At 54.0% G+C, this 23,741-nt stretch carries 21 protein-coding genes; 19 read left to right on the top strand and 2 right to left on the bottom strand.

All coding sequences use genetic code 11. The annotated features are described in order from the left end of the window. Nucleotides 1-80: 80 nt before the first annotated feature. From rpoE to acpS, 12 genes are all read left to right on the top strand, one after another. Nucleotides 81-668, top strand: coding sequence for an RNA polymerase sigma factor RpoE (gene rpoE / locus Q4551_RS09835; RefSeq protein ID WP_303433412.1), 588 nt, complete (start codon nt 81-83; stop codon nt 666-668). A 20-nt stretch (nt 669-688) separates the two neighbouring features. Beyond that, nucleotides 689-1,417: a sigma-E factor negative regulatory protein gene (locus Q4551_RS09830; protein WP_303433411.1), complete on the top strand. Its 729-nt coding sequence runs from the start codon at nt 689-691 to the stop codon at nt 1,415-1,417. Next, a complete protein-coding gene (locus Q4551_RS09825; protein WP_303433409.1) occupies nt 1,414-2,433 on the top strand; it encodes a MucB/RseB C-terminal domain-containing protein in 1,020 nt (339 codons plus the stop codon). The genes Q4551_RS09830 and Q4551_RS09825 overlap by 4 nt, the downstream gene beginning before the upstream one ends. 6 nt (nt 2,434-2,439) lie before the next feature. Then, nucleotides 2,440-2,862 (top strand): SoxR reducing system RseC family protein, encoded by a 423-nt coding sequence (locus Q4551_RS09820; protein ID WP_303433408.1) that lies wholly within the window; start codon nt 2,440-2,442, stop codon nt 2,860-2,862. A gap of 96 nt (nt 2,863-2,958) precedes the next feature. Continuing rightward, nucleotides 2,959-4,353 carry a DegQ family serine endoprotease gene (locus Q4551_RS09815; protein ID WP_303433406.1) on the top strand — a complete coding sequence of 465 codons (1,395 nt, stop codon included), beginning with the start codon at nt 2,959-2,961 and terminating at the stop codon, nt 4,351-4,353. Between the two features lie 156 nt (nt 4,354-4,509). Next, entirely contained in the window at nt 4,510-6,309 is a 1,800-nt protein-coding gene (gene lepA / locus Q4551_RS09810) for a translation elongation factor 4 (RefSeq protein ID WP_303433405.1), read from the top strand. Continuing rightward, nucleotides 6,309-6,668 (top strand): DUF4845 domain-containing protein, encoded by a 360-nt coding sequence (locus Q4551_RS09805; protein ID WP_303433404.1) that lies wholly within the window; start codon nt 6,309-6,311, stop codon nt 6,666-6,668. Before lepA ends, Q4551_RS09805 begins: the two co-directional genes overlap by 1 nt. After that, nucleotides 6,669-7,355, top strand: coding sequence for a ribonuclease III (rnc, locus tag Q4551_RS09800; RefSeq protein WP_303433403.1), 687 nt, complete (start codon nt 6,669-6,671; stop codon nt 7,353-7,355). Then, complete coding sequence (gene era / locus Q4551_RS09795) at nt 7,352-8,248, top strand: GTPase Era (protein WP_303433400.1); 897 nt, start codon at nt 7,352-7,354, stop codon at nt 8,246-8,248. The genes rnc and era overlap by 4 nt, the downstream gene beginning before the upstream one ends. Then, nucleotides 8,248-8,970 (top strand): DNA repair protein RecO, encoded by a 723-nt coding sequence (locus Q4551_RS09790; protein ID WP_303433398.1) that lies wholly within the window; start codon nt 8,248-8,250, stop codon nt 8,968-8,970. The genes era and Q4551_RS09790 overlap by 1 nt, the downstream gene beginning before the upstream one ends. Nucleotides 8,971-9,026: 56 nt before the next feature. Beyond that, a complete protein-coding gene (gene pdxJ, locus Q4551_RS09785; RefSeq protein ID WP_303433396.1) occupies nt 9,027-9,764 on the top strand; it encodes a pyridoxine 5'-phosphate synthase in 738 nt (245 codons plus the stop codon). Continuing rightward, nucleotides 9,764-10,171, top strand: a complete 408-nt coding sequence (gene acpS / locus Q4551_RS09780; RefSeq protein WP_303433394.1) for a holo-ACP synthase — start codon at nt 9,764-9,766, stop codon at nt 10,169-10,171. Before pdxJ ends, acpS begins: the two co-directional genes overlap by 1 nt. 29 nt (nt 10,172-10,200) lie before the next feature. Here acpS and Q4551_RS09775 read toward each other — a convergent pair whose 3' ends face one another. Then, entirely contained in the window at nt 10,201-13,029 is a 2,829-nt protein-coding gene (locus Q4551_RS09775; protein WP_303433393.1) for a response regulator, read from the bottom strand. A 250-nt stretch (nt 13,030-13,279) separates the two neighbouring features. Between Q4551_RS09775 and cysM the strand changes: the two genes are divergently transcribed. The 4 genes from cysM to mazG all read left to right on the top strand — a co-directional run bounded on the left by cysM (nt 13,280) and on the right by mazG (nt 18,696). Continuing rightward, nucleotides 13,280-14,191 (top strand): cysteine synthase CysM, encoded by a 912-nt coding sequence (cysM, locus tag Q4551_RS09770; protein ID WP_303433524.1) that lies wholly within the window; start codon nt 13,280-13,282, stop codon nt 14,189-14,191. 128 nt (nt 14,192-14,319) lie between these two features. Next, nucleotides 14,320-15,636 carry a 23S rRNA (uracil(1939)-C(5))-methyltransferase RlmD gene (gene rlmD / locus Q4551_RS09765; RefSeq protein WP_303433392.1) on the top strand — a complete coding sequence of 439 codons (1,317 nt, stop codon included), beginning with the start codon at nt 14,320-14,322 and terminating at the stop codon, nt 15,634-15,636. Next, nucleotides 15,629-17,875, top strand: coding sequence for a GTP diphosphokinase (gene relA, locus Q4551_RS09760; protein WP_303433390.1), 2,247 nt, complete (start codon nt 15,629-15,631; stop codon nt 17,873-17,875). The genes rlmD and relA overlap by 8 nt, the downstream gene beginning before the upstream one ends. Further along, a complete protein-coding gene (gene mazG, locus Q4551_RS09755; RefSeq protein WP_303433389.1) occupies nt 17,875-18,696 on the top strand; it encodes a nucleoside triphosphate pyrophosphohydrolase in 822 nt (273 codons plus the stop codon). Before relA ends, mazG begins: the two co-directional genes overlap by 1 nt. 53 nt (nt 18,697-18,749) lie before the next feature. On the opposite strand, the gene Q4551_RS09750 is transcribed toward mazG, so the two are convergent. After that, nucleotides 18,750-19,082 carry a hypothetical protein gene (locus tag Q4551_RS09750; protein WP_303433387.1) on the bottom strand — a complete coding sequence of 111 codons (333 nt, stop codon included), beginning with the start codon at nt 19,080-19,082 and terminating at the stop codon, nt 18,750-18,752. Between the two features lie 159 nt (nt 19,083-19,241). Here Q4551_RS09750 and ppc point away from each other — a divergent pair, with 159 nt between their 5' ends. The 3 genes from ppc to tsaB all read left to right on the top strand — a co-directional run bounded on the left by ppc (nt 19,242) and on the right by tsaB (nt 23,738). After that, nucleotides 19,242-21,881 (top strand): phosphoenolpyruvate carboxylase, encoded by a 2,640-nt coding sequence (gene ppc / locus Q4551_RS09745; protein WP_303433386.1) that lies wholly within the window; start codon nt 19,242-19,244, stop codon nt 21,879-21,881. A gap of 330 nt (nt 21,882-22,211) precedes the next feature. Continuing rightward, a complete protein-coding gene (adk, locus tag Q4551_RS09740; protein WP_303433384.1) occupies nt 22,212-22,865 on the top strand; it encodes an adenylate kinase in 654 nt (217 codons plus the stop codon). Between the two features lie 144 nt (nt 22,866-23,009). After that, on the top strand, nt 23,010-23,738 hold the full coding sequence (gene tsaB / locus Q4551_RS09735; RefSeq protein WP_303433382.1) for a tRNA (adenosine(37)-N6)-threonylcarbamoyltransferase complex dimerization subunit type 1 TsaB: 729 nt from the start codon (nt 23,010-23,012) through the stop codon (nt 23,736-23,738). Nucleotides 23,739-23,741: the final 3 nt, after the last annotated feature.

Here is a 23,741-nt window from a genome sequence, read left to right as displayed (position 1 = left end):
TTACAGCCACAGTGGAGGCCCGTACAGTGACCAGCGCAGCAATTTTGACAAAACAGCCCAAGAAGGCGTCGGAACAAGGCATGACAGATCATCAAAATACGGACCGGCAACTGGTCGCAAGGGTTCAGAAAGGTGATCGTCGCGCCTTTGACTTGCTGGTGCTCAAATATCAGCATCGTATCCTGTCTTTGGTTGGACGTTTTGTGTCCGATTTTGCTGAAGCACAGGATGTTACCCAGGAAGCGTTTGTGAAAGCCTACAAGGCTTTGCCCAATTTTCGCGGTGATAGTGCGTTCTATACCTGGATGTATCGGATCGCTGTAAACACTGCCAAAAATCATCTGGTCAGCCGTGGTCGGAAGACACCGACCCATGACATCGATCCGGATGATGCCGAATTTTTCGGCGATTATAGCCCTATGCGTGATATCGAAACACCGGATGGGTTGTTGCAACGGGACCAGTTGCGCGACGTGGTGTTTGGCGCCATTGAGGCATTACCCGATGATCTGCGTATGGCCATCACATTGAGGGAAATGGACGGACTCAGCTATGAAGAAATTGCTGAAGCAATGGATTGTCCAATTGGTACGGTTCGCTCCCGGATTTTCCGGGCTCGTGAAGCGATAGACAAGAAAATGCAGCCATTGCTTATGGCCACTGCGTGACGGTCTGGAAGGTAACAATAATGAACGATCGTATGAATGAATCTATCTCGGCCCTGGTTGACGGAGAAGCCGATGAACTTGAAGTTCGTCGGGCTTTGAACCAGCTTGAACAGGATGAAGAACTGCGTGAGCGCTGGAGCCGCTATCAGCTGATGGGCGCGCTGATGCGCGAAGAACCGGCCACTACGGTCGACTTGTCTCGCGGTATCATGCAAGCCATTTCAGGTGAGCCGATGGATGAAGTACCGGCCCGACAAACCGCTGCTCATGAGCCGGTTCCGTCTGTCGACGTTGCGGAAACCGAACACAGCCATTCATGGCGTAAACGCAGTGGCTGGATTGCTTCTGGTGCCGTGGCTGCCTCGGTAACTCTGGCGGTATTGATGAGTGTCCGGGTGATGGATGGCGCAAGCTCGGTGCAACCGGTTTCTGTTGCGGCGGTGGATACACCCAGCCTGAATGTACAGAGTGCTGAAAGCAAGATGGTGGCGGGATCGGATATTGCCACAGACTCAGCCCCGACGCTTGAAAGTGGTTTTGGTCTGAACGGCAGCAATATCAGCCTGGTTTCCATGGATGCCGGCGAGCTTTCCGACACACTGACAGAAGAGCAGTTAAGCTCTGCCCAAAGCCGATTGCATGAATATGTGATGCAGCACAGTGAGCACGCGGCACTGAATACTGGCAGAGGACTGATGCCATTTGCCCGGGTTACCAGCTTTGAACAAGGCGGAGATGCCCAGCAGTGAGAGCCGCCTGGTGTGTTCTGACCCTGGGGCTGGCGCTGGTTAATCCCGTTAATGCCAGTCCGGCAGGTTCGGATAACCAGATTACCGATAACGTTATAGCCTCAGTACATGCCTCCGGTCCGAGACAGTGGCTGGCCCGCATGTCTCACGCCATCAAGGAAGTCAACTACCAGGGGGTACTGGTATTCGGCAATGACCGGCTCTGGCACACCATGGCCATCAGTCATGCGATGGTCGATGGTGTTGAATATGAAAAAATCTCTCATCTGACCGGCCACCCCCGGGAAATAATCCGGGTCGGACAGGACGTCAGTTGTACCCACCCGGATGATCAGGCATTACGGATGTATGATCAGACCGCCAATCTGTTGTCTGGCATTGACCCGGATCTTCCGGCCCTGGGGTCCTACTACCAGATTCGACAAGCCCGATCCGAAAGAATTGCTGGCCGGGATGCCTTGCAAATCCAGGTAGTGCCGAATGATACTTTCCGTTTTGGCCAGAACCTCTGGCTGGATAAAGAAACCGGTTTGTTGTTACGATCGGATCTGGTTGACCAGTCGCGCCAGGTGATCGAGCGTTATCAGTTCGCCGAGATCCGTATTGGCCAGAGCATTCCATCCACCGAGTTTGATGCACCGCCAGACAGCCATCAGTATGTCTCTCATTTGGGGGCTTCAGCGGCGACGGCGTTAATCCAGCATCAGCAAGATTGGTATCCGGACTGGGTACCCCCTGGTTTTACCCGGTCAACGGAGTCCGATGCGACAGCGGGTGCAGCGTTATTGTACAGTGACGGTTTGTCGGCCTTTACCTTGTTTGTTGACCAGGTTGAGCAGGACTCCATGCCGGATATGAGCCGGCGCTGGGGCGCAACGGCGGCGGTGGTACGGCATCAGCGTGCTGGCGAACGCAGAATGAGGATTACAGTTGTTGGCGAGTTGCCGATGGCAACGGCCAAGCGTATTGCTTTGTCGGTACGTTATGCGGGTAATCATCCGATTTCAGAGAGGTAACCATCCATGCCACGTGAAATGGTTGAAGTAAAAGAAGTCGCAAACGGCGGCGTCTGGGTTGAAGGTCTGCAACAGAGCGCTTGTGGCAGTTGTAATTCACGGGCGGGCTGTGGTCAGGCGACACTTAGCAGTATGGGCAAGCCAATACGACTGTGGGTTGCCACAGAATACGTGTTGGAACCCGGTCAGCAAGTGGTGCTGGATCTGCCGTCTGGCAGTCTGGCTGCCAGTGCAGCGACGCTGTATGGCGTGCCACTGGTGGGATTGATTCTGGGAGCTGCGGCTGGCCAGACTTCTGGCGGTGATGTCGCTGCCTTGGTGGTCGGCGTTCTGGGGCTGGCAGGAGGCTTGTTACTGGCGCGTTATATTGCCAATCTGAAACGCCAGCAATGGCTGCCGGCAATTGTTTCTGTGTGTTCGGAATTCTAGCCACAAAATCGACTCTATAATCTCTGCTTGTTACGTTGGTTCACCATTCCCTTGGTGTTAATCATGATCTCGTATTGCCGTTAAAAAGGGTTATCTATGACCAGGATATTCAAATTACTGTTTCCCGTTGTGTTATTGCTGGCATCTGCAGTGCACGCCAGTCTGCCGGATTTTCGTGATCTGGTGAAAGAAGCGTCACCGGCAGTGGTGAATATCAGTACGATACAGCATGTCAGTAGCGGATCCAGCAGTTCGTATCAGCAACGTTATGGCCTGCCGGAAGATGTTCCGGAAATATTCCGGCACTTTTTTGGCGTGCCGTCACCTTCCCCTCGTGGAGAGCAGGAAAAAACATCTTTGGGCTCCGGTTTTATCGTGTCGCACGATGGTTATATTCTGACGAATAACCATGTGATTCAGGATGCCGACGAAATTATCGTGCGGCTCAACGACCGGCGCGAACTGGAAGCCAAACTGATCGGGGCCGACAAGAGTTCTGATCTGGCTTTGCTCAAGGTTGAAGCCGATGATCTGCCTATCGTCAGGATGGGAGACTCCGACGCTCTGGATGTGGGGGAATGGGTGGTGGCTATTGGCTCGCCGTTCGGTTTTGACTATTCCGTAACCGCGGGGATTGTCAGCGCCAAAGGACGCAGTTTGCCAAACGAAAACTACGTGCCGTTTATCCAGACCGACGTGGCGATCAATCCGGGTAACTCCGGTGGGCCATTGTTTAACCTGGATGGCAAGGTAGTGGGTATTAACTCTCAGATTTACACGCGTTCCGGTGGGTTTATGGGGGTGTCGTTCGCCATTCCGATTAACGTCGCCATGGATGTGGCGGATCAGCTAAAAGAAAGTGGCGCCGTAAGTCGTGGCTGGCTGGGTGTCGTGATACAGGAAGTCAGCAAGGATCTGGCAGAATCGTTTGGCTTGGAGAAAGCCGCGGGTGCACTGGTTGCCCAGGTGGTACCAGACAGTCCTGCAGAGCAAGCCGGGTTGAAAAATGGCGATATTATTACCCGTTTTAATGGCGAAACCATTTACCTGTCATCAGACTTGCCGCATCAGGTCGGGCGGGTTCGTCCCGGTACTGAGGTCCGTATTGACCTGGTCCGTAATGGCAAACGCAAGCGCCTGAATGTGGAAGTAGGGACGCTGTCGAATGATAAAACACAGACACTGGCATCCAACACGACGCCGGGAGAGTTCAGTAGCGATGCAATCGGGGCGCTGGTTGCCGACTTGAACGACAGCCAGCGTCAGAAACTGGGCTTTGATGGCGTGCTGGTCAAGGCGATCAAGGATGGCCCAGCTGCGGTTTCTGGTTTGATGCCGGGAGATGTGATTACCATGATTTATGGCGAAAGCATTAATAATCTGGATGATTTCAAACGGGTTGTGAGTGGATTGCCAGGGGATCGTAGTGTGCCTATGCGTATTGTACGCCGCGGTTCGGCACTGTTTATTCCACTGCGAGTTCCGAAATAACCTCGCAACCGGGTGCAGATAGCGATACAACAACGTCAGGTTGCCGTTGTTGTATCTGCAACCTGGTTGGCGATCCGGGTTGACTCTTTATTAGCCATGTATGACGCTTTCAAGTAAAATCCCGCCCCATTTCTTTTGCTGCCTGGATGTAATTCTGTGAGCCACCTGGACCACATTCGTAACTTTTCCATTATCGCCCACATCGACCATGGCAAATCCACGCTGTCGGATCGGATTATTCAGATCTGTGGCGGGTTGACCAACCGTGAAATGCAGCAGCAAGTGCTCGATTCCATGGATATTGAGCGTGAGCGCGGTATTACCATCAAGGCGCAAAGCGTGACGCTGGATTATGTTGCCAAAAATGGCGAGACCTATCAGCTGAACTTTATTGATACGCCGGGACATGTTGATTTCAGCTACGAAGTGTCGCGTTCATTGTTTGCCTGCGAAGGGGCCTTGCTGGTGGTGGATGCTGCCCAGGGGGTTGAAGCCCAGTCGGTTGCCAACTGTTACACCGCCATTGAGCAAGGCCTGGAAGTGCGGCCGGTTCTGAACAAGATGGATTTGCCGCAGGCCGACCCGGACAAGGTTGCCCAGGAAATCGAAGATATTATTGGGCTGGATGCTACTGAAGCGGTACGTTGCAGTGCCAAAAGCGGCCTGAACGTCGAAGATGTACTGGAAGATCTGGTGGCCCATATTCCGCCTCCGGAAGGCAATATTGATGGCCCGCTGCAAGCCCTGATCATTGACTCCTGGTTTGATTCCTACCTTGGCGTTGTGTCTCTGGTACGGGTAAAGAACGGGGTTATGCGTAAAGGCGACAAGATTCGTCTCAAGAGTACCGGCAAGGATCATCTGGTTGATGGGGTGGGCATTTTCACACCCAAGCGCCACGAAAAGAAAGAGCTGCGTACCGGTGAAGTGGGTTATATGGTTGCCGGTATCAAGGACATTCATGGGGCGCCGGTGGGGGATACCATCGTTGGAGCCAAGTTCCCGGATACGGCAGCGTTACCAGGATTCCAGAAGGTCAAACCACAGGTGTATGCCGGTTTATTCCCGGTGAGCTCGGATGACTTTGAAAGCTTCCGCGATGCGTTGGAAAAACTCTCCCTGAACGATGCTTCGCTGTTTCACGAGCCAGAAAATTCTGATGCGCTTGGGTTTGGTTTCCGCTGTGGATTCCTGGGCATGCTGCATATGGAGATTATCCAGGAGCGGCTCGAACGCGAATACGACATGGATCTGATTACCACTGCGCCAACGGTGATTTATCAGGTGGTTACCCAGAAGGGCGATATTCTGGAAGTGGATAACCCGTCCAAGCTGCCAGATATTGGCTCTATCACGGAAATGCGTGAGCCGATTGCTGAAGCCAATATTCTGGTACCACAAGAATATCTGGGTAATGTGATCTCGCTTTGTATCGACAAGCGTGGCGTGCAGCTGGATATGCAATACACCGGCAGCCAGGTGGCATTGAAGTACGAATTGCCAATGGGTGAAGTGGTGATGGACTTCTTTGACCGCCTGAAGTCGGCCAGTCGTGGCTTTGCCTCGCTGGATTATAACTTCAGTCGTTTTGAAGCGGCGCCATTGGTGCGACTGGATGTGCTGGTGAATGGAGAACGGGTGGATGCGCTGGCAGTGATTATGCACCGTGATAATGTCCGCCGTCGGGGCGCGGCCTTGACCGAAAAAATGAAAGAACTGATTCCCCGGCAGATGTTTGATGTTGCGATTCAGGCGGCGATGGGGAATCAGGTAGTTGCCCGCACCACCATCAAGGCGCTGCGTAAAAACGTGACAGCCAAGTGTTATGGCGGTGACGTCAGTCGCAAGAAAAAGCTGTTGCAGAAGCAAAAAGACGGCAAAAAGCGTATGAAACAAATAGGCAGTGTTGAAATTCCCCAGTCAGCATTTCTGGCTGTTCTCAAGGTGGATGACTAATGAAAAAGCAAGCAGGCATGTCGTTTTACTCTGTCATTATGGTCTTGGTGATGGTTGGTGTGCTGGCCAAAGCGGCCATCGCCGTTATGCCCATGTATTGGGATGACCGCATGTTGCAGCAGGTGCTGGATACCTTGCATAGTTCAAAAACCATCACGGCGACCACGTCGGTCAAAGAAGTACACAAGGTCATGGCAGCGCGTATCAGCTCCAACAACCTGAATATTACTATCGATGACATGGTAGTGATGCGCACCAAAGGCGCAGTGACCATCGACTGGACTTACGAAGTCAAAGAACATTTCATGGGCAACCTGTATGTTATTGGCCAATTTACTCATCATGAAGAATTTCAATAAGTGAATGACCCTCTGTTAAAACTTTCCCAGCGCCTGGGCTACACCTTTAAAAATGAACAACTGGTGACTCTGGCGCTTACCCACCGCAGTAAAGGTGGTACCAACAACGAGCGCCTTGAATTTCTGGGTGACTCCATTCTTAATTTTGTTGTTGCTGAAGATCTTTACCAGCGTTTTGATCAGGCTCGTGAAGGCAAACTCAGTCGCTTGCGTGCCCGCATGGTCAAGGGTAAAACCCTGGCCGACCTGGCTCGTGAATTCGACCTGGGAGATTTCCTGATTCTGGGGTCTGGTGAACTGAAAAGTGGTGGACATCGGCGCGAGTCCATTTTGGCGGATACGGTAGAGGCTCTGATTGGTGCCATCTATCTGGACGCTGGCCTGGATGCTGCGCGTCGCTGTATTCTGAGCTGGTATCAGACCCGGCTGGATGAACTGTCTCTGGAAGACCCGATCAAGGACCCCAAAACCCGCTTGCAGGAGTATCAGCAGAGCAAACACTTGCCTCTGCCCAAATACAATGTATTGGCGTTGACGGGGCCAACCAACGAGCAGATATTCAAGGTCGAAGTCCAGATTCAGGATGCTGAACCCCAGGTCGCCGAAGGTGCCAGTCGTCGGGCTGCAGAACAGGCTGCGGCGATGCAAGTACTGACCGAGCTCGGTATCCGAGAGGAAGAAAAATGACACAACGCACCGGGTTTGTTGCCATCGTCGGTCGCCCCAATGTGGGCAAGTCGACACTGCTCAATCGTATTCTCGGGCAGAAACTGTCCATTACCTCCCGCAAGCCACAAACCACTCGCCACCAGATTCTGGGTATCAAGACAGAAGAAGATGTGCAGGTGGTATATGTCGATACACCAGGCATACACCTGCATCAGGAAAAAGCCATCAACCGCTATATGAACAAGGCGGCCACAACGGCAGTAAAAGATGTTGATCTGGTTGTTATGGTCGTCGACCGGACGCGCTGGACGGAAGAAGACGACCTGGTGTTACAAGCCGTCAGCCAACAGCGGGCGCCGGTGGTGCTGGTGGTCAACAAGGTCGACTTTATCAAGGATAAAGACGAAGAATTGCTGCCGTATCTGCAAACCCTGTCCGAGCGGTATGCCTTCGCCCAGATCGTTCCGCTGAGCGCCAAAACCGGCCGTAACGTCGATCGGCTGGAATCCTTGATCAACAGTTATTTGCCAGAAGCCGGGTATTTTTATCCGGAAGACCAGATTACTGATCGCAGCTCCCGCTTTCTGGCGGCAGAACTGGTGCGCGAAAAAATCATGCGTCAGCTGGGAGATGAGCTTCCTTACGCCATGACGGTTGAAATCGAAGAGTTTACCCACGACGGTCGGCTGGCAGAAATCAGCGCCCTGATTCTGGTCGAACGCTCATCGCAAAAGCGTATCGTGATCGGTGATGCTGGCTCTCGTATCAAACAAATTGGCCAGGATGCCCGTAAGGATATGGAGATTCTGTTCGACTGCAAGGTGATGCTGAACCTGTGGGTCAAGGTCAAAGCCAACTGGTCTGATGATGAGCGTGCCTTGCGTAGTTTGGGTTACGACGACCGCGTCTGATGCAAGCACTGGTGGTGTTACACCGGCAACCGGCCGGAGAATCCGGCTGGCTGCTGTCTGCCCTGTGTGAGCAAGACGGTTTTCAGCTGTTGCTGGCTCCCCGGCGCAAAACATTACACCTGCACCAGGTTTATCAGGGGGTTTGGCAAGCCGAACAGGATTGGCCCCGATTGGTGCTGGCTGACCCTCAGCAGACGTTTTTCCTGACAGGAGAGGCGCTGTTTTGTACCGCTTACCTGAACGAGCTGTTGTTACGTCTGTTACCTCAGGGTGAATCGTTTCCCGGCTTGTATCAGCGTTATACCCATACCTTGAGGGCACTGGCCGACGGGCAGGCAGCGGAACCCTGGTTGCGTATGTTTGAGTATCAGCTGCTGTCGGATTTGGGGCTGGGTTTTCATTGGCATCGGGATCAGACTGGCGCTGCAATCCAGGCATCGGCTTATTATGCTTTTGAAGCGCAGGCCGGGTTTGCCGTAACCCGAGATCCTGCTGGTTTCCCCGGCTCGATATTACTGGCGATTCATCAGGGCCAGTTAGGCATAACCGAACTGCGGCTGGCCAAGTGGGTATTGCGGCAGGCGTTATCGGAATGCTTGTCACGGCCGCTAAACAGCCGCCGCTTGTTTGACCTGCCTGGTCATGCGGTACAGGCACCGGATGCCGGACGCCTCGCTGCTGTTAAATTCCCCGCTGGTGATTTACCCTCTGATTGTCATTGAGCTGTTCAAAGACTGCTTGTTCAGTGACTTATCCCCTATTGATTGAGGAAATTGTTGTGATTAAAAACGGCCGTGTTCTTCTTGGCGTTAATATCGATCATATAGCCACTTTGCGGCAGGCTCGTGGTACCCGTTACCCTGACCCGGTACAGGCTGCTTTTGTGGCTGAGCAGGCCGGTGCCGATGGTATTACCATTCATCCCCGTGAAGACCGTCGTCATATCCAGACCCGCGATGTGTACGTCTTGAAAGAAACTCTGACTACGCGCATGAATCTGGAAATGGCCGTTACCGAAGCCATGTTGCAACTGGCAGAAGAAGTAGAGCCGGAATGTGTTTGTCTTGTGCCAGAAAAGAGAGAAGAACTGACCACGGAAGGTGGCCTGGATGTGGTGGGGCAAGAAGACCAAATCCGGAAAGCCGTGGCCCGTTTGCAACAGGTCGGCAGTGTGGTGTCCTTGTTTATCGACCCGGATACCGCCCAGATTGACGCTGCGGTTCGCACAGGAGCCCCTGTAATTGAGTTGCACACCGGTCGTTATGCCGATGCCTCTGCTGCTGTGGTTGATGAAGAGCTGCAGCGGATTCAGGAAGCGGCGCGTTATGCTCATGGCTGTGGATTGGTGGTTAATGCCGGACATGGCCTGAACTACCACAATGTGGAGCCAATCGCGGCTATTGCTGAAATCAATGAATTGAATATCGGCCATGGGATTGTTGCCCAGGCGCTGTTTGTTGGTATGGAACGAGCGGTTGCCGATATGCGTAGCTTGTTGGCTGCTGCTTCAGCGTGATGCCAGACAGCCTGCCCGTTGGCGAGTCAGCGGTGGTTGGTGTCGGCACGGATATCCTTCAGGTGGAGCGTATCGGGCTGGTCTTTCGCCGCAAGGGTGAGCGATTGGTGACGCGTATCCTGACGCCGGCGGAGCAGGCCTTGTGGCGACAACGTGGTGGCACGGTGAACTTCCTTGCCAAGCAGTTTGCCGCCAAGGAAGCCCTCGCCAAGGCACTGGGTACCGGGATTGCCAAAGGAGTGGGGTTCCAGCAGCTGGAGGTGTTGCGGAACGCTGCAGGGGCGCCGCGCGTGTCACTCTACGGCGCGGCCGCCGACCGCTTGCAACAGCTGGGAGGCAAACAGGCCTGGGTCAGCTTGTCGGATGAGGAAGCGCTGGTATTGGCATTTGCGGTGCTGTCCCGTTAATCCAGACAGTGGGTTGGGGTTTCGGTGATTTAATCCCGGTTACTGTTACTGAGGTCGCTGCGCCAGTCGTGCTGATCTGCCCATTGTTGCAGTTTTTCAGCGCTTTCAATCATCGCTCGCAACCGTCCTGGCAAGTGACTGTGTTGTTTGCATTTGAGTGCTGTCTCAAGCGCATCAAGATCATGTCGCAGGGCTGGTATGCCGCAATAACGTGAGGCGCCATGCAGACGGTGCACTGCCGCCTGCAAATCTTCCAGTGCTTCTTCTTCCCACAGTGTGCGGATGTTCATGATCTCTTTGGGTAATGATGTCAGTAGCATTTCCATCATGTCACACGCCAGGCCAGGTTTGCCGCTGGCACAGCGCAAGGCCAGCTCCAGCGAAAACAGACAGGGCTGATCGGTTTGCTCACCTTGCTGTCGGTTATCGGCGCTTGTTTCTGCCGCTGTTTGCATCGGCTCCGTCGGTGGCATATACCCTGTCCAGCGATGAATGCACTGCACCAGCTGATCCATGGAGATCGGTTTGGTTTGATAGTCGTTCATACCATTATTGAGCAGTTGCTGGCGTTCATCGGCCATGGCGTGAGCGGTGAGGGCAATGACAGGAATACTTTGTTTGTTTGGTAACAAACGAATTTTGCGGGTGGCTTCCAGGCCATTCATCCCCGGCATCTGAATATCCATAAACACAAGATCAATAGATTGCTGCTGGATAATCTGGATGGCCTCCTGGCCAGAGGAGGCACCATAAGTGGGTAAGCCAAGCTCTCTCAGTAGTGTGACCACCAAACGTAAATTGGCTTCATTATCGTCGACTGCCAGCACGTGTGGAGGTAGGCCACTGGCCTGGTTGAGTTGATGCAGGGCCGTGGAGGGTTCGTCCTCTACGGACTCACCCTTCAGGATGCTGGCCAGTAGCGCGTGCAGTTTGCGGCTGCTGAATGGCCGGGTCATACAGGCGAATGCACCAATGCGGCGGAACTGATCTTGCTGGTCGTGATCGAGGCTGTCTATCAGGGTAATAATCGGAACATCATAGGGCAGCAGTTGCCGGGTAATTTGCTGGTATAAATTGTTGTTCAGGTGATCATGATCGACGGTGATAATAATGACATCCGGTCGATTGCCTTGAGCCTGTAGCCGTTGCTCCAGTTCCGGGATGGAGGAGCAGGGAGTACCAACCAGTTGCCATTCCTTGAGCAAAATACACAGGTTGCGGTTACTACCCGGATGTTCATCCAGTACCGCGATCTGGCCCGGTTTCAGGCTGCACAGCGGTGGTGGCGGGTTCTGGTCGATATCCGCACTGACGTAAAAACTGAACTCGGACCCCTCGCCTGGTTTGCTACTGACACTGATATCACCGTGCATGGACTGCACCAACGCGCGTGAGATAATCAGCCCCAGCCCGGTGCCGCCAAACTGGCGGGCGGTACTGGCATCGGCCTGGCTAAAAGCACTGAACAAGCGTTTCTGCTGCTCCGCTGACATGCCGATACCGGTATCCTTGATGGTAATACTGATGTTGGCCTGACTGTCGCGGACATTAATCAGACTGATATCAACGGCGACTGAGCCGGACGGGGTGAACTTGATGGCGTTCCCCACCAAGTTGGTCAGCACCTGCTTCAGGCGTAATTCATCGCTGAGCAGTTGGCAGGGGACGTCGTCCGCAATCGAGAGAGACAGTGCCAGCCGTTTGTTGATGGCGTCCGGCGTCAGGGCAATCAGTACATCCTCGGTGAGTTCCCTGAGGTTGACCGGATTGTGCTCGATGATCAACTTGCCTGCTTCGAGTTTGGAAAGGTCGAGAATATCGTTAATGATGCGCATCAGGTCATCGGATGATTTGCGCATCGTGTCGATATAATCACTTTGTCGTTCACTGAGGGTGGTGCGCTCCATCAGTTGTACGTAGCCTTTAATCCCTGTCAGCGGGGTACGTAGTTCATGGCTGACATTGGCAAGGAATTCGGATTTCAGGCGACTGGCTGCTTGAGCCTCTTGCTGGTCGAGCTGTAACTGGCGGTTACGGATTTCAAGGTCATCCATGGTTTCCAGTATGTCGCGCGTTGCTTCTTCGATCTGGCGCTGCTGCTCGACCGCGTTCTGATGCAGACCAGCGGCAAGACTGTTGATCGCACTGGCCATCTCACCCATCTCGCCACCTTCTTCAACCCGCACCCTGACTTCATGTTTGCCTTCTTCCAGTGAGCGGATTGCTTGCAGGATGCTGGTAATGGGGCGGGAAATCAGGCGGCTGATATAAGCTGCCGAGATAAAACCGCAGATCAGCGCAAACAGAATAATCAGTATTGAGGAGGCGGCGTAATGGTAGCGCTGCAGGCGAGTGTTGTTGGATGACAATTCCAGCTCTGCCCATCCCAGTAACTTGGGTTCGGCCACCTGCTCGGCAAAAAACTGGGTGGATACCTGATCCGAAATAACCAGATTCTGTGCCAGTACCGGAGTGCGTACCCGTACCGACTCGCTGGTATGCATCAGATGTAATTGACCGCGCTTCAGTGTGGAATCGGACAGCTGGTGGCTGATCATTCGCGGCCCAGCGTGGGCCATCAATTCCATATCCTGGTTATAGATACTGACGGAACGAACGTCGGGCTCTTCCAGCATGTTATTGGCAATATTTTGCAGAATGGCCACATTGCCAATGGTGACGCCATATTCGCAGACCGGCGCCAGCTGTTTGGCCATGGCCAGTGCGCGTTGATCGAGCAAATCATTGAGGTCGCGGAAACGCTGGCTGATAAAATAACCGCCAAGAGTGACAGAGGCGATCAGGACAGGCACCAGCCCCATTAATAACGCGCGCTTTTGAATCTTCCAGGTTTTCATGGTGTTCGCCAGACAACCTGAACCAGCAGGTCGATAAATGAACCTGAAGAGTACTGAGTAATAGCGCTATACGCAATCTTCGAACATCTGTCTGGCGCAGGTTGACGGTAATCACAATGGCTACTTGCATTGGTGAGAGGATAAGTGAGGGCTATATGGAAATCAGTAATTGTTATTAACGAATTATTCAGCCAACACGTACTATATCGCGTATTTGGTTATATGAATAACAGGCAAGGTGACGACGGTGATAAACCAATCCGATTGTAACTACCCAACCATTGCAGATTGCATTGGTCATACGCCGTTGGTACGGCTGCAGCGTATGGGGATCAACAGCAAGGGTAATCAGATACTACTGAAGCTGGAAGGTAATAACCCGGCCGGTTCGGTTAAAGACCGGCCAGCACTGTCGATGATCCGGTTGGCTGAGCAGCAGGGTAATATCCAGCCTGGAGATACACTGATTGAAGCGACCAGCGGTAATACTGGCATTGCGCTGGCGATGGCCGCGGCAATGATGGGGTATCGCATCATTCTTATCATGCCAGACACCAGTACCATGGAGCGGCGCTGGGCCATGCAAGCCTATGGGGCGGAACTGATCCTGGTCAGTAATGGGATGGAAGGCGCTCGTGATCTGGCCCTGGCGATGGAGGCCGAAGGTCAGGGCAAGGTGCTGAACCAGTTTGGCAACCTGGCCAACCCGGAGGCGCATTATGTCGGTACGGGGCCGGAAATCTGGCAGCAGACTGGTGGGCGAGTCACTCATTTTGTCAGCTCGATGGGAACAACCGGTACCATCATGGGCATCTCGCGCTACCTCAAGGAGCAAAACCCGAATGTATGTGTTGTCGGTTTGCAGCCGGCAGATAACGCCTCCATCCCGGGAATCCGGCGTTGGCCGGAAGAGTATTTGCCTACCATTTTTGAGCGGCAGCGGGTCGATCAAATCCTTGATATCGGCCAGCAAGAGGCTGAAAACACCATGCGACAATTGGCCCGGGAAGAAGGCATTTTTTGTGGCGTGTCGTCCGGTGGTGCGGTATACGCTGCGTTGCAGTTGGCGTTACAGCTAGAGGACGCCACGATTGTAGCGATCGTCTGTGACCGGGGTGATCGTTATTTGTCGTCCGGGATTTTTGCGCCCGAGCAGGAATAAACCCGGAAATAGCCACCAATCCGGTCGTGACAGGGCTTCAGGGTTGCAATCCCGCTGAGAGTACCAATACTGTGCGCCGTTACCGCCAGCGGAGCTATATCCAGCTGGCATTTGCTCAGGAGATACGGGTGGCTACGGCAAAAACCTTGCAGCTGAATATAGATAACATGACATCGGATGGACAAGGGGTCGCACGCCTTGGCCGCGATGTCTATTTTGTACCGGGCGCCTTGCCTGGAGAACAGGTGACTGCCCGCCTGGATGGTCGCCGCAAAAAAGTCTGGATGACCAAGCTGACCACGATCGACACCATGTCCCCCGACCGGGTGACACCAGCCTGCCCACACTACCAGCGTTGTGGTGGCTGCGACTTGCAGCATCTGTCATACCCCGCCCAGGTTACTTTCAAGCAGCAACGTGTTGAGCGCGAGTTCAGTCGGCAGGGCCTGATCGTGCCCGAATGGACCACACCGATTACCGCGGAACCGTGGGGCTATCGACGCAAGGCCCGCCTGGGCGTGCGTTTCAGTAAAAACAAGCAGCGTAACTTTCTTGGCTTTCGTGAAGCCGCTTCCGAACATCTGACCAATATCGATCGTTGCCCGGTGTTACCAGCCTTACCGGCGTTGGATTGGAGCCGTTGGCGTGAGTGTATTTCGACCTTGCAAGGCCGGGATCATATTACCCAGATTGAAGTGGTGGCGGCAGATAGCGCGCTGGCACTGGTGTTCCGCATCCTCAAGCCGCTGTCATTGGCTGACCAGAAAATCTTGTGTGCCCAGGCCGAAGCCTTGACGGGGGATTCGTTATTGCAGCTATGGCTGAACCCGGGGCGTGATGAGCCATCGGTGTGCATTTTTCCCGACCAGCCGGTCGATCTGGTTCATTTTGTCGATGAGCAGCCATTAAAAATGCAACTGAGCGACTTTTTTCAGGTCAATGGCCCGGTTAATCGGGCAATGGTGCAACAGGCTTTGGACTGGCTGCAGCCTCAATCTGAGGACGTCATCTGGGATTTGTTTGCCGGACACGGCAATTTCAGTATGCCGCTGGCGCGGCGTAGCCAACAGGTCTGTGCTGTCGAGGTGCAAGAGAGCATGATTGGCAGTTTGCAGCGTCAGGCAGAGTCTCTGGCGCTGTCTTTGCATGCGATTGAAGCCGATTTATCAAATACTGGCGTGCTGGCTCACCTGCCGGCCCCCGACAAAGTGCTGCTGGATCCGCCACGAGCAGGTGCGGCAGCCCTTATGCAAGAATTGAACACCCGTCAGGTATCGCAGGTACTTTACGTGTCTTGTGACGCTGCGACCCTTGCGCGGGACTTGAGTACGCTGGTGGCTGGTGGCTACCAGATAGAAAAGGCAGGAATTATGGATATGTTTCCCCAGACGCATCATGTCGAAACCATGGTGCTGCTCCGCTATAAGGACAAGCGTCGTGGTTAAGGTAAGAGAAGATCTTCCTCTTTGGCACGATGGTTCCCTGGACGCTGAACGCTGGTTGGAGCGGGCCGCCCAGAGATATGAAATCCGCGATCCTGATGTGTTGTTAAAAGCACTGCAGCTGGCCAAGCAGTTGTCCGATGAAGCCATTGCCAACCAGACCTACTGGTCGGTCGACAGTGTGCAGATGGGCATTGAAATGGCTCAACTGTTGATGGATCTGCGACTGGACACCGAATCGCTGGTGGCAGCTATTCTGTACCGTGCGGTACGGGAAGGGCGCTTGTCGCTGCCACGCGTCGAACGTGACTTTGGTGGCACGGTGGCCAAGTTGATTGAAGGCGTGCTGCGCATGGCCGCCATCAGTGCCATTCAGAACTCAACCGATGATGTAGTGCTGGGCCAGCGTGAAGCCCAGGTTGATAACCTGCGCAAAATGCTGGTGGCCATGATTGATGATGTCCGGGTGGCACTGATCAAACTGGCAGAACGCACCTCGGCCATCCGTGCCGTCAAGGATGCACCACCGGACCGGCGTCAGAAAGTGGCCGAAGAAGTGTTTAATATTTATGCGCCACTGGCTCACCGGTTAGGGATTGGTCATCTTAAATGGGAGCTGGAAGACCTGGCATTTCGCTATCTGCAGCCGGACTCCTATAAACAGATTGCCAGTTTGCTGGATGAAAAACGGATTGCCCGGCAAGACTATATTGAAGATGTCGTGCAGCGCCTGCGGGAAGAATTACTGGATTACGGTATCCGTTGTGATGTGTATGGCCGGGTCAAGCACATCTACAGTATCTGGCGCAAAATGAGCCGCAAGAATCTCGACTTCTCGCAGATCTATGACATTCGGGCTGTCCGGATTCTGGTACCGGAACGACGCGACTGTTACGCCGCTCTCGGCACAGTGCATACGCTCTGGCGTCATATTCCCAATGAATTTGATGACTACATCGCCAACCCGAAAGAAAACGGCTATCGCTCTTTGCATACGGCGGTGATTGGTCCGGAAGGCAAGATTCTGGAAGTGCAGATTCGTACTCATGAAATGCACGAAGACGCCGAGCTGGGAGTCTGCGCCCACTGGCTATACAAGGGCACGGACACCAACGGCAAGGATAACGGCTACGAACAGAAAATTACCTGGCTGCGTCAGGTACTGGAATGGCACGAAGAACTGGATGATCTGCCCGAGCTGGCGCAGGCCTTGCGCAGTGATATCAACCCGGACCGTATCTACGTGTTTACGCCGAGTGGCCATGTGGTGGATTTACCGCCCAATGCGACCCCGGTGGATTTTGCCTATCGGGTACATACCGAAGTGGGTAACAAGTGTCGTGGTGCCAAGGTCAACGGCCGGATTGTGCCTCTGACCTACACCCTTAAAACCGGTGAGCAGATCGAGATTCTGACCCATCCCGACGCCAACCCCAGCCGTGACTGGCTGTATGTCGAATCCGGCTATATCCACACCAACAGAGCCAGAGCCAAGGTGGCGCACTGGTTCAAGTTGCAGGCCAGGGATCAGAACATCGAAGAAGGCCGTGCGCTGGTGTTACGGGAACTGGATCGCATGGATCTGGCGCAAGAGCCACTGCATGACATCGCCCAGAAAATGAACATGAAATCGATAGATGACATGTTTGCCGCCGTGGGTGCCGGTGATATGCGTGTTGGCCAAATAGTGAACGCTGTCTTGCGGCAGACCGATGCAGGCCAGTCACAGCAAGAATTACCCCTTATCCGCAAAGCATTGGAAGCAACCGTCAAACCGGGTAAGGATGATATTTACATCGAAGGCGTTGGCAATCTGCTGACCCAGATGGCGCAGTGTTGCCAGCCGCTGCCCGGTGATGATATCCGGGGCTACGTTACCATGGGGCGAGGAGTGACCGTGCATCGCAGCGATTGTGAAAACCTGCTGCATCTGGAAGCAATCGAACCCAGCCGAGTGCTGCAAGTTACCTGGGGCGTCAAACCGACCCGCACCTATCCGGTCGAGTTATCGATCCTGGCGTATGACCGTACGGGTCTGCTACGGGACGTCAGTGCGGTGTTGGCCAATGAACGGGTCAACGTCGTCGGTGTTACCACCCAGTCAAACCAGGGGGACAATACCGCCAGCATGCAGCTGATGGTCGAGGTTGAAAGTCTGGAAAATCTGGGTCGCCTGATGAACAAGGTTGAACAACTGCCCAATATTATGTCAGCGCGGCGTATTCGCGGAGAGAAATCCTGATGTATCAACTGGAAGACCTGGTCACCCTGATGGCCCGTTTGCGTCACCCGCAAACCGGCTGTCCCTGGGATCTGCAACAGGATTTCGCCAGTATTGTGCCGCACACACTGGAAGAAGCCTACGAAGTAGCCGATGCCATTGAACGTCAGGACTGGCCACACCTTGAAGAAGAGCTGGGTGATTTGCTGTTTCAGGTGATTTTTTACGGGCAGTTAGGGGTTGAAAAACAGTATTTTTCCCTTGCTAGCATTATCGACCGCCTGGTGGCCAAACTGATCCGTCGCCATCCTCATGTGTTTCCTGAAGGGACCCTGGAGAGTGAACGGGAGGCTGGGCTTGCTCCACAGGAAGTGGATATCAGCCGTCAATGGGAAGCCATTAAAACAGCCGAGAAAGCAGCCAAATCACAACAGCCAGATCGATTGCTGGATTCGGTCCCGGCGAATCTGCCGGGGCTTACCCGGGCAGTCAAACTGCAGAAAAAAACCGCGACGGTCGGTTTTGACTGGCAAGACCCACAAGCGGTCATGGATAAAATCCGTGAAGAACTGGAAGAAGTAAGCGTGGAAGTGGAGGCCAATGATCGTCAGCGTCTGGAGTCTGAAATTGGCGACTTGCTGTTTGCGGTAACCAATCTGGCGCGTCATTACCAAATTGACCCGGAAGTGGCCATTCGTGGTACCAACCAGCGCTTCAGTCAGCGTTTTGCCGTGGTTGAAGAGCGGGCACTGGCGGCTGGTGGCTGGCAGCAGGCCACACTCAGCGATATGGAAGCATCCTGGCAAATCGCCAAACAGCAGGAAAAACAACAGGCCGATTGACGCAGTCGCTTATCCGCCCTGTTGTTGATCTGCTATTGTCCCGCGGTTGGTTTTTAATGCTGGCCGGGATCCATCCTGGCCCGATGTTTACGGCTTAACGCCAGAAAGGTCGGTGTTGGGCCGATATCCTCATAGAGCGGAAATCCTTCTTCGTCCCGTGCAACAATCGTGTTGCCAGCGACATAAGGAAAACCGCTGGTCAGATCGTTTAATGCCGCCTGTACCAGGTCTGCCAGTAATCGCTCTCGCGACAGGCCGGGAAACATATCCAGTAACGCCTCCACCCGGGCGGCATCCTTGATGTTGAGTGAAACGGGATAGTGGTGCTCAGCCACCGGGTCGCCATATTCCTGCTGCCAGTGAGCCATCAAAGCTGACGCTTTCATATTAATCTCCTTTCACAAGGTCCCTTTATTTTGGTATGAATTACAGGGATGGTTCAGAAAATTTATGGATATCACGGGGCAACCTGAGCAGCACAAGACCACTGCCAGCTCTGTCGCGTCACTATTGGACGTCAAACCGATCAGTCAGGAGGGAGCGTGATGAGCGAACTGGATCCACTATTACGAGACAAGGTAAAAATGCTTGGCACCATGCTGGGCAAGACCATTCAGGCCAGTCAGGGCAGTGATGTACTGGACTCGATTGAATCGATACGCCAACAGGCCAAGCGAGCTCGCCAGGGGAACCCGGCAGAACGGGAGCAGTTGCTGCAAACCCTGAAAAACCTGCCTGAAAAAAACTTGCTGCCGGTTGTACGGGGATTTAACCAGTTTCTTAACCTCGCCAATATTGCCGACCAGCAACATGGCAGCAGCTGGCGTCGGGCCGGAGAGTTATCGCCCGGTCTGGATACCATGTTTCCGGATTTGCTCGAACGGCTTGAGGCCGCCGGGGTCAAGGCCGACGGCTTGAGTGAGCGTATCGCCGACCTCAATATTGAACTGGTATTAACAGCCCATCCTACCGAAATCACGCGTCGTACCCTGATTCAGAAATACGACACCATCACCAGTTTGCTACAGCAGCGTGATGATTTGCATGACCAGCATCCACTGCTGCAGGAACTGGATCAACGTCTGGCGAGATTGATCGAAGAAGTCTGGCATACCAATGAAATCCGCAAGACCCGGCCAACTGCCATTGATGAAGCCCGCTGGGGGTTTGCCGTGGTGGAAAACTCGCTTTGGGCAGCGGTGCCGAAAATGATGCGTGACCTCGACCAGCAGCTATTGGCACATGGTGGCAAGGTACTGCCGCTGGATTCTGCGCCGGTACGATTTGCTTCCTGGATGGGCGGTGATCGTGATGGCAACCCTAATGTAACGGCACCAGTAACACGGGAAGTACTCTACCTGGCGCGTTGGATGGCGGCCGACCTGTATTTACGCGACATCGATAAACTGGGGAACCAGCTGTCGATGATGGCAGCGTCAGAGGAGCTTTTGCAGGCCTTTCCACAAGACCCTGACGAACCTTACCGGGCGTGCTTGCACGTCTTGCGCTCGCGGCTGGAAGATACCAAACAATGGGCAACAGACTGCATTCAGCAGCGGGAAACCAGTGGTAATCCCCTGACCCGGGATGAAGAACTGCTGGAACCGTTAACCCTGTGTTACCGCAGCTTGCTTGAGAACGGTATGGAGACCATTGCCGATGGCCAGCTGCTCGATACCATTCGCCGCGTGGCTTGTTTCGGGGTCTCACTGGTACGACTCGATGTACGGCAGGAGTCATCCCGTCATGCCGGAGTGATGCAGGCCATTTGCCAGTATTACGGCTGGGGTGATTACCTCAGTTGGAACGAAGACGAAAAACAGGCGTTTTTACTGCGTGAGCTGGCTTCCCGGCGACCGCTGGTGCCCAAGCACTGGCAACCGTCCGCAGAAGTGCAGGAGGTGCTGGATACCGTGGCAGTACTGGCAACCGAAGCCGGTGAAGGGGTGTCGTGCTACATTATCTCGATGGCCAGCGAGCCTTCGGATATCCTTGCCGTGATCCTGCTGCTACAGGACGCCGGCGTGCGGGCGCATTTTCCGGTGGTACCGCTGTTCGAAACCCTGGGCGACCTGCAACAGGCATCGTTACGCATGAGCAAGCTGTGGGCGGTGGACTGGTATCGCGACTATTGTCAGCACCGTCAGCAAGTGATGATTGGCTATTCGGATTCATCCAAGGATGCCGGTCAGCTGGCGGCAGTTTGGGCGCAGTATCAGGCTCAGGAAGCCTTGACCCGGACTGCCAGTGACGCCGGGATCTCACTGACCCTGTTTCATGGCCGTGGTGGTACCGTTGGTCGCGGAGGTGGCCCGGCGCATCGGGCGATTCTGGCACAGCCGCCGGGGTCTGTTGCCGGTGGCTTGCGGGTGACGGAACAGGGCGAAATGATTCGTTTCAAGTTTGGCCAGCCAGACGTTGCACGGCGTAACCTGAAGATCTATGTGTCGGCGGTATTGGAAGCCAATTTACTGCCACCGGAGCCTGCGCGGGATGAATGGCGGGCACAAATGACCCGATTGGCCGAGCGAGGCGTGGCATCGTATCGGGCGATGGTGCGCGATACGCCGGAATTCGTACGCTACTTTCGTAGCGCCACACCGGAACCGGAGCTGGGAAAACTGGCTCTGGGCAGTCGTCCGGCCCGCCGTAAAGCCGGTGGCGGTATCGAAACCTTGCGGGCTATTCCCTGGATTTTTGCCTGGACCCAGATGCGGCTGATGCTACCGGCCTGGTTAGGGTCGGATGACGCATTGAATGACTGCCAACAACGGGGAGAGTTACCGGTTTTGCAGGGCATGTACCGGGATTGGCCTTTCTTTCGTACCTATATCGATATGCTGGAGATGGTCGTTTCGAAAGCCGACAGTGCAATCGCCGAGTATTATGAATCACGTCTGGTTGAGCCAGGCTTGCAGCCACTGGGAGAGCAACTGCGTCAGCGGCTGGATAACGTCAAGGCGCGGGTACTGGCCATCAATGGCCAGCAGGCATTGCTCGACAGTCAGCCGGTATTGCGTGATTCCATGACGGTACGTGATCCATATACCGACCCGTTACACTATTTGCAGGTGGAATTGTTATATCGTGAGCGGCGACATCCGGAAATGATCAATCCGGAAGTTGAGCAGGCATTGATGGTCACAATGGCCGGTATTGCTGCCGGTATGAGGAATACCGGTTAAGAATAAAGTATGGCCGGTTCGATGGATCACCAGATTGCCTGCCCCTGTTTTCTGAGCAAGAAACAGGATTTTTTGACCAAGACAAGCGGGCCAGATTGATTGATTATATACGACCTGGGGATAGCACCTCAGGTCGTAATACGCCGCGTTAAAATGATAACAATCAATGCGGTATACCAAAGTCGGGCGTTACTCCCACAGGATTTTGGTCACAATAAGTTGAGATCAGACCTGTGCCAGAGTAAGGTTACAGCTATTTTTTGGCTGGTTAAAAAATAACCATAAATTAACCAGATGGATCCAAACCAATCTAACAACGAGGGGAAGCGCATGCGCGTAATTCTTTTGGGCGCACCAGGTGCCGGCAAAGGCACTCAGGCCAAGTTCATTTGTGAAAAGTACGATATTCCACAAATTTCAACCGGTGACATGCTGCGTGCCGCAGTCAAGGCAGGTTCTGAGCTGGGCCTCAAGGTCAAGGAAATCATGGAGACCGGTGGTCTGGTTTCGGATGAAATCATTATCGGTCTGGTCAAGGAACGTATTACTCAGGAAGACTGTGTTAACGGTTTTCTGTTTGATGGATTTCCTCGCACTATTCCTCAAGCGGAAGCCATGCTGGAAGCTGGCGTGGTGATCGATCATGTCGTTGAAATCGATGTTGATGATGAAGAAATCGTCAAACGTCTGAGTGGCCGTCGTGTGCACCCAGGCTCTGGCCGTGTCTACCACGTAATCTACAATGCGCCAAAAGTGGCCGGTAAAGACGATGAAACCGGTGAAGATCTGGTACAACGTGACGACGACCAGGAAGTGACCATTCGCAAACGTTTGTCTATTTACCACGAACAAACCGAGCCGCTGGTTGCTTTCTACAAGCAACTGGAAGCCAAGCAGGATGCCAGCTCACCCAAGTACAGCCATATTCCGGGTGTAGGCTCCATGCAAGACATTACCAATACCGTGATGTCTGCGCTGGGTTAACCACCTGCCAGCCATAAAAAAAGCTCCTTCGGGGGCTTTTTTTATGGCTGCTGTTTGTGCGCCGTATTTATGTCCGGTGTTTTGCCAGCGCGTCGGATTGGCTCTGCTATACTGCGCGCTTTTTACGAGAGGGCAGGGTTTGGAATGGCCAATTTGCTGATTGTTGATGCCTCGTCGGCATTATGTTCCGTCAGCCTGATTTCCGCCGCGGGTGTCCAGGATCTGACCGAAAGACAGCCCCGCCGCCATGCCCAGCGCTTGTTGCCGATGATCGATGAGGTGCTGGTAGCTGCCGCAGTGGACAAGTCAGCGCTGGATGGTTTGGCGTTTAGCCGTGGTCCGGGTTCGTTTACCGGTATTCGTATTGCCGTCAGTGTGATTCAAGGGATTGCCCTGGGTTTGAATGTGCCGGTATATGGCTTTTCTACCCTGCAACTGTTGGCGCAACAGGCGCTGACGCAGACAACAGCAGGCCGGGTGGTAACTGTGCTGGATGCTCATATGGGTGAAGTATTCTGGGCTGTGTACGAGCGTAATGGGCCGCTTTGTCGGCTGCTGGGTACTGAGCAAGTCAGTCAGCCCCGACACTGTGTCGAACAGTTGCAGGCGTTGCTACAGACCCGGCAGCTTGATCCGAATGACTGTGTGATGGCTGGCAATGGCGTATCGCTGCTGGCTGCGCTGGATGATAACCCGGTCGCGCTAGCGCTGATCGAAGGGATTGAGCCTTTGAGCCACTACGCCGCAGATCAGGTCATGGCTGCCTGGCAGCAAGGGGAATTTGCTGGCATCGAGGATTTCCCCCCCGTATATTTGCGCGATTCCGTCGCATGGAAAAAACTGGACGAGCAACCAAGCCTGCTCAAACGCTGAGGA

This window comes from Oceanobacter sp. 5_MG-2023 (assembly GCF_030548165.1).
In the GTDB taxonomy this organism is placed as follows: domain Bacteria; phylum Pseudomonadota; class Gammaproteobacteria; order Pseudomonadales; family Oceanobacteraceae; genus Oceanobacter.
Note: the sequence above shows the minus strand (reverse complement) of the source record. Positions and strands in the feature narration are given on the sequence as shown.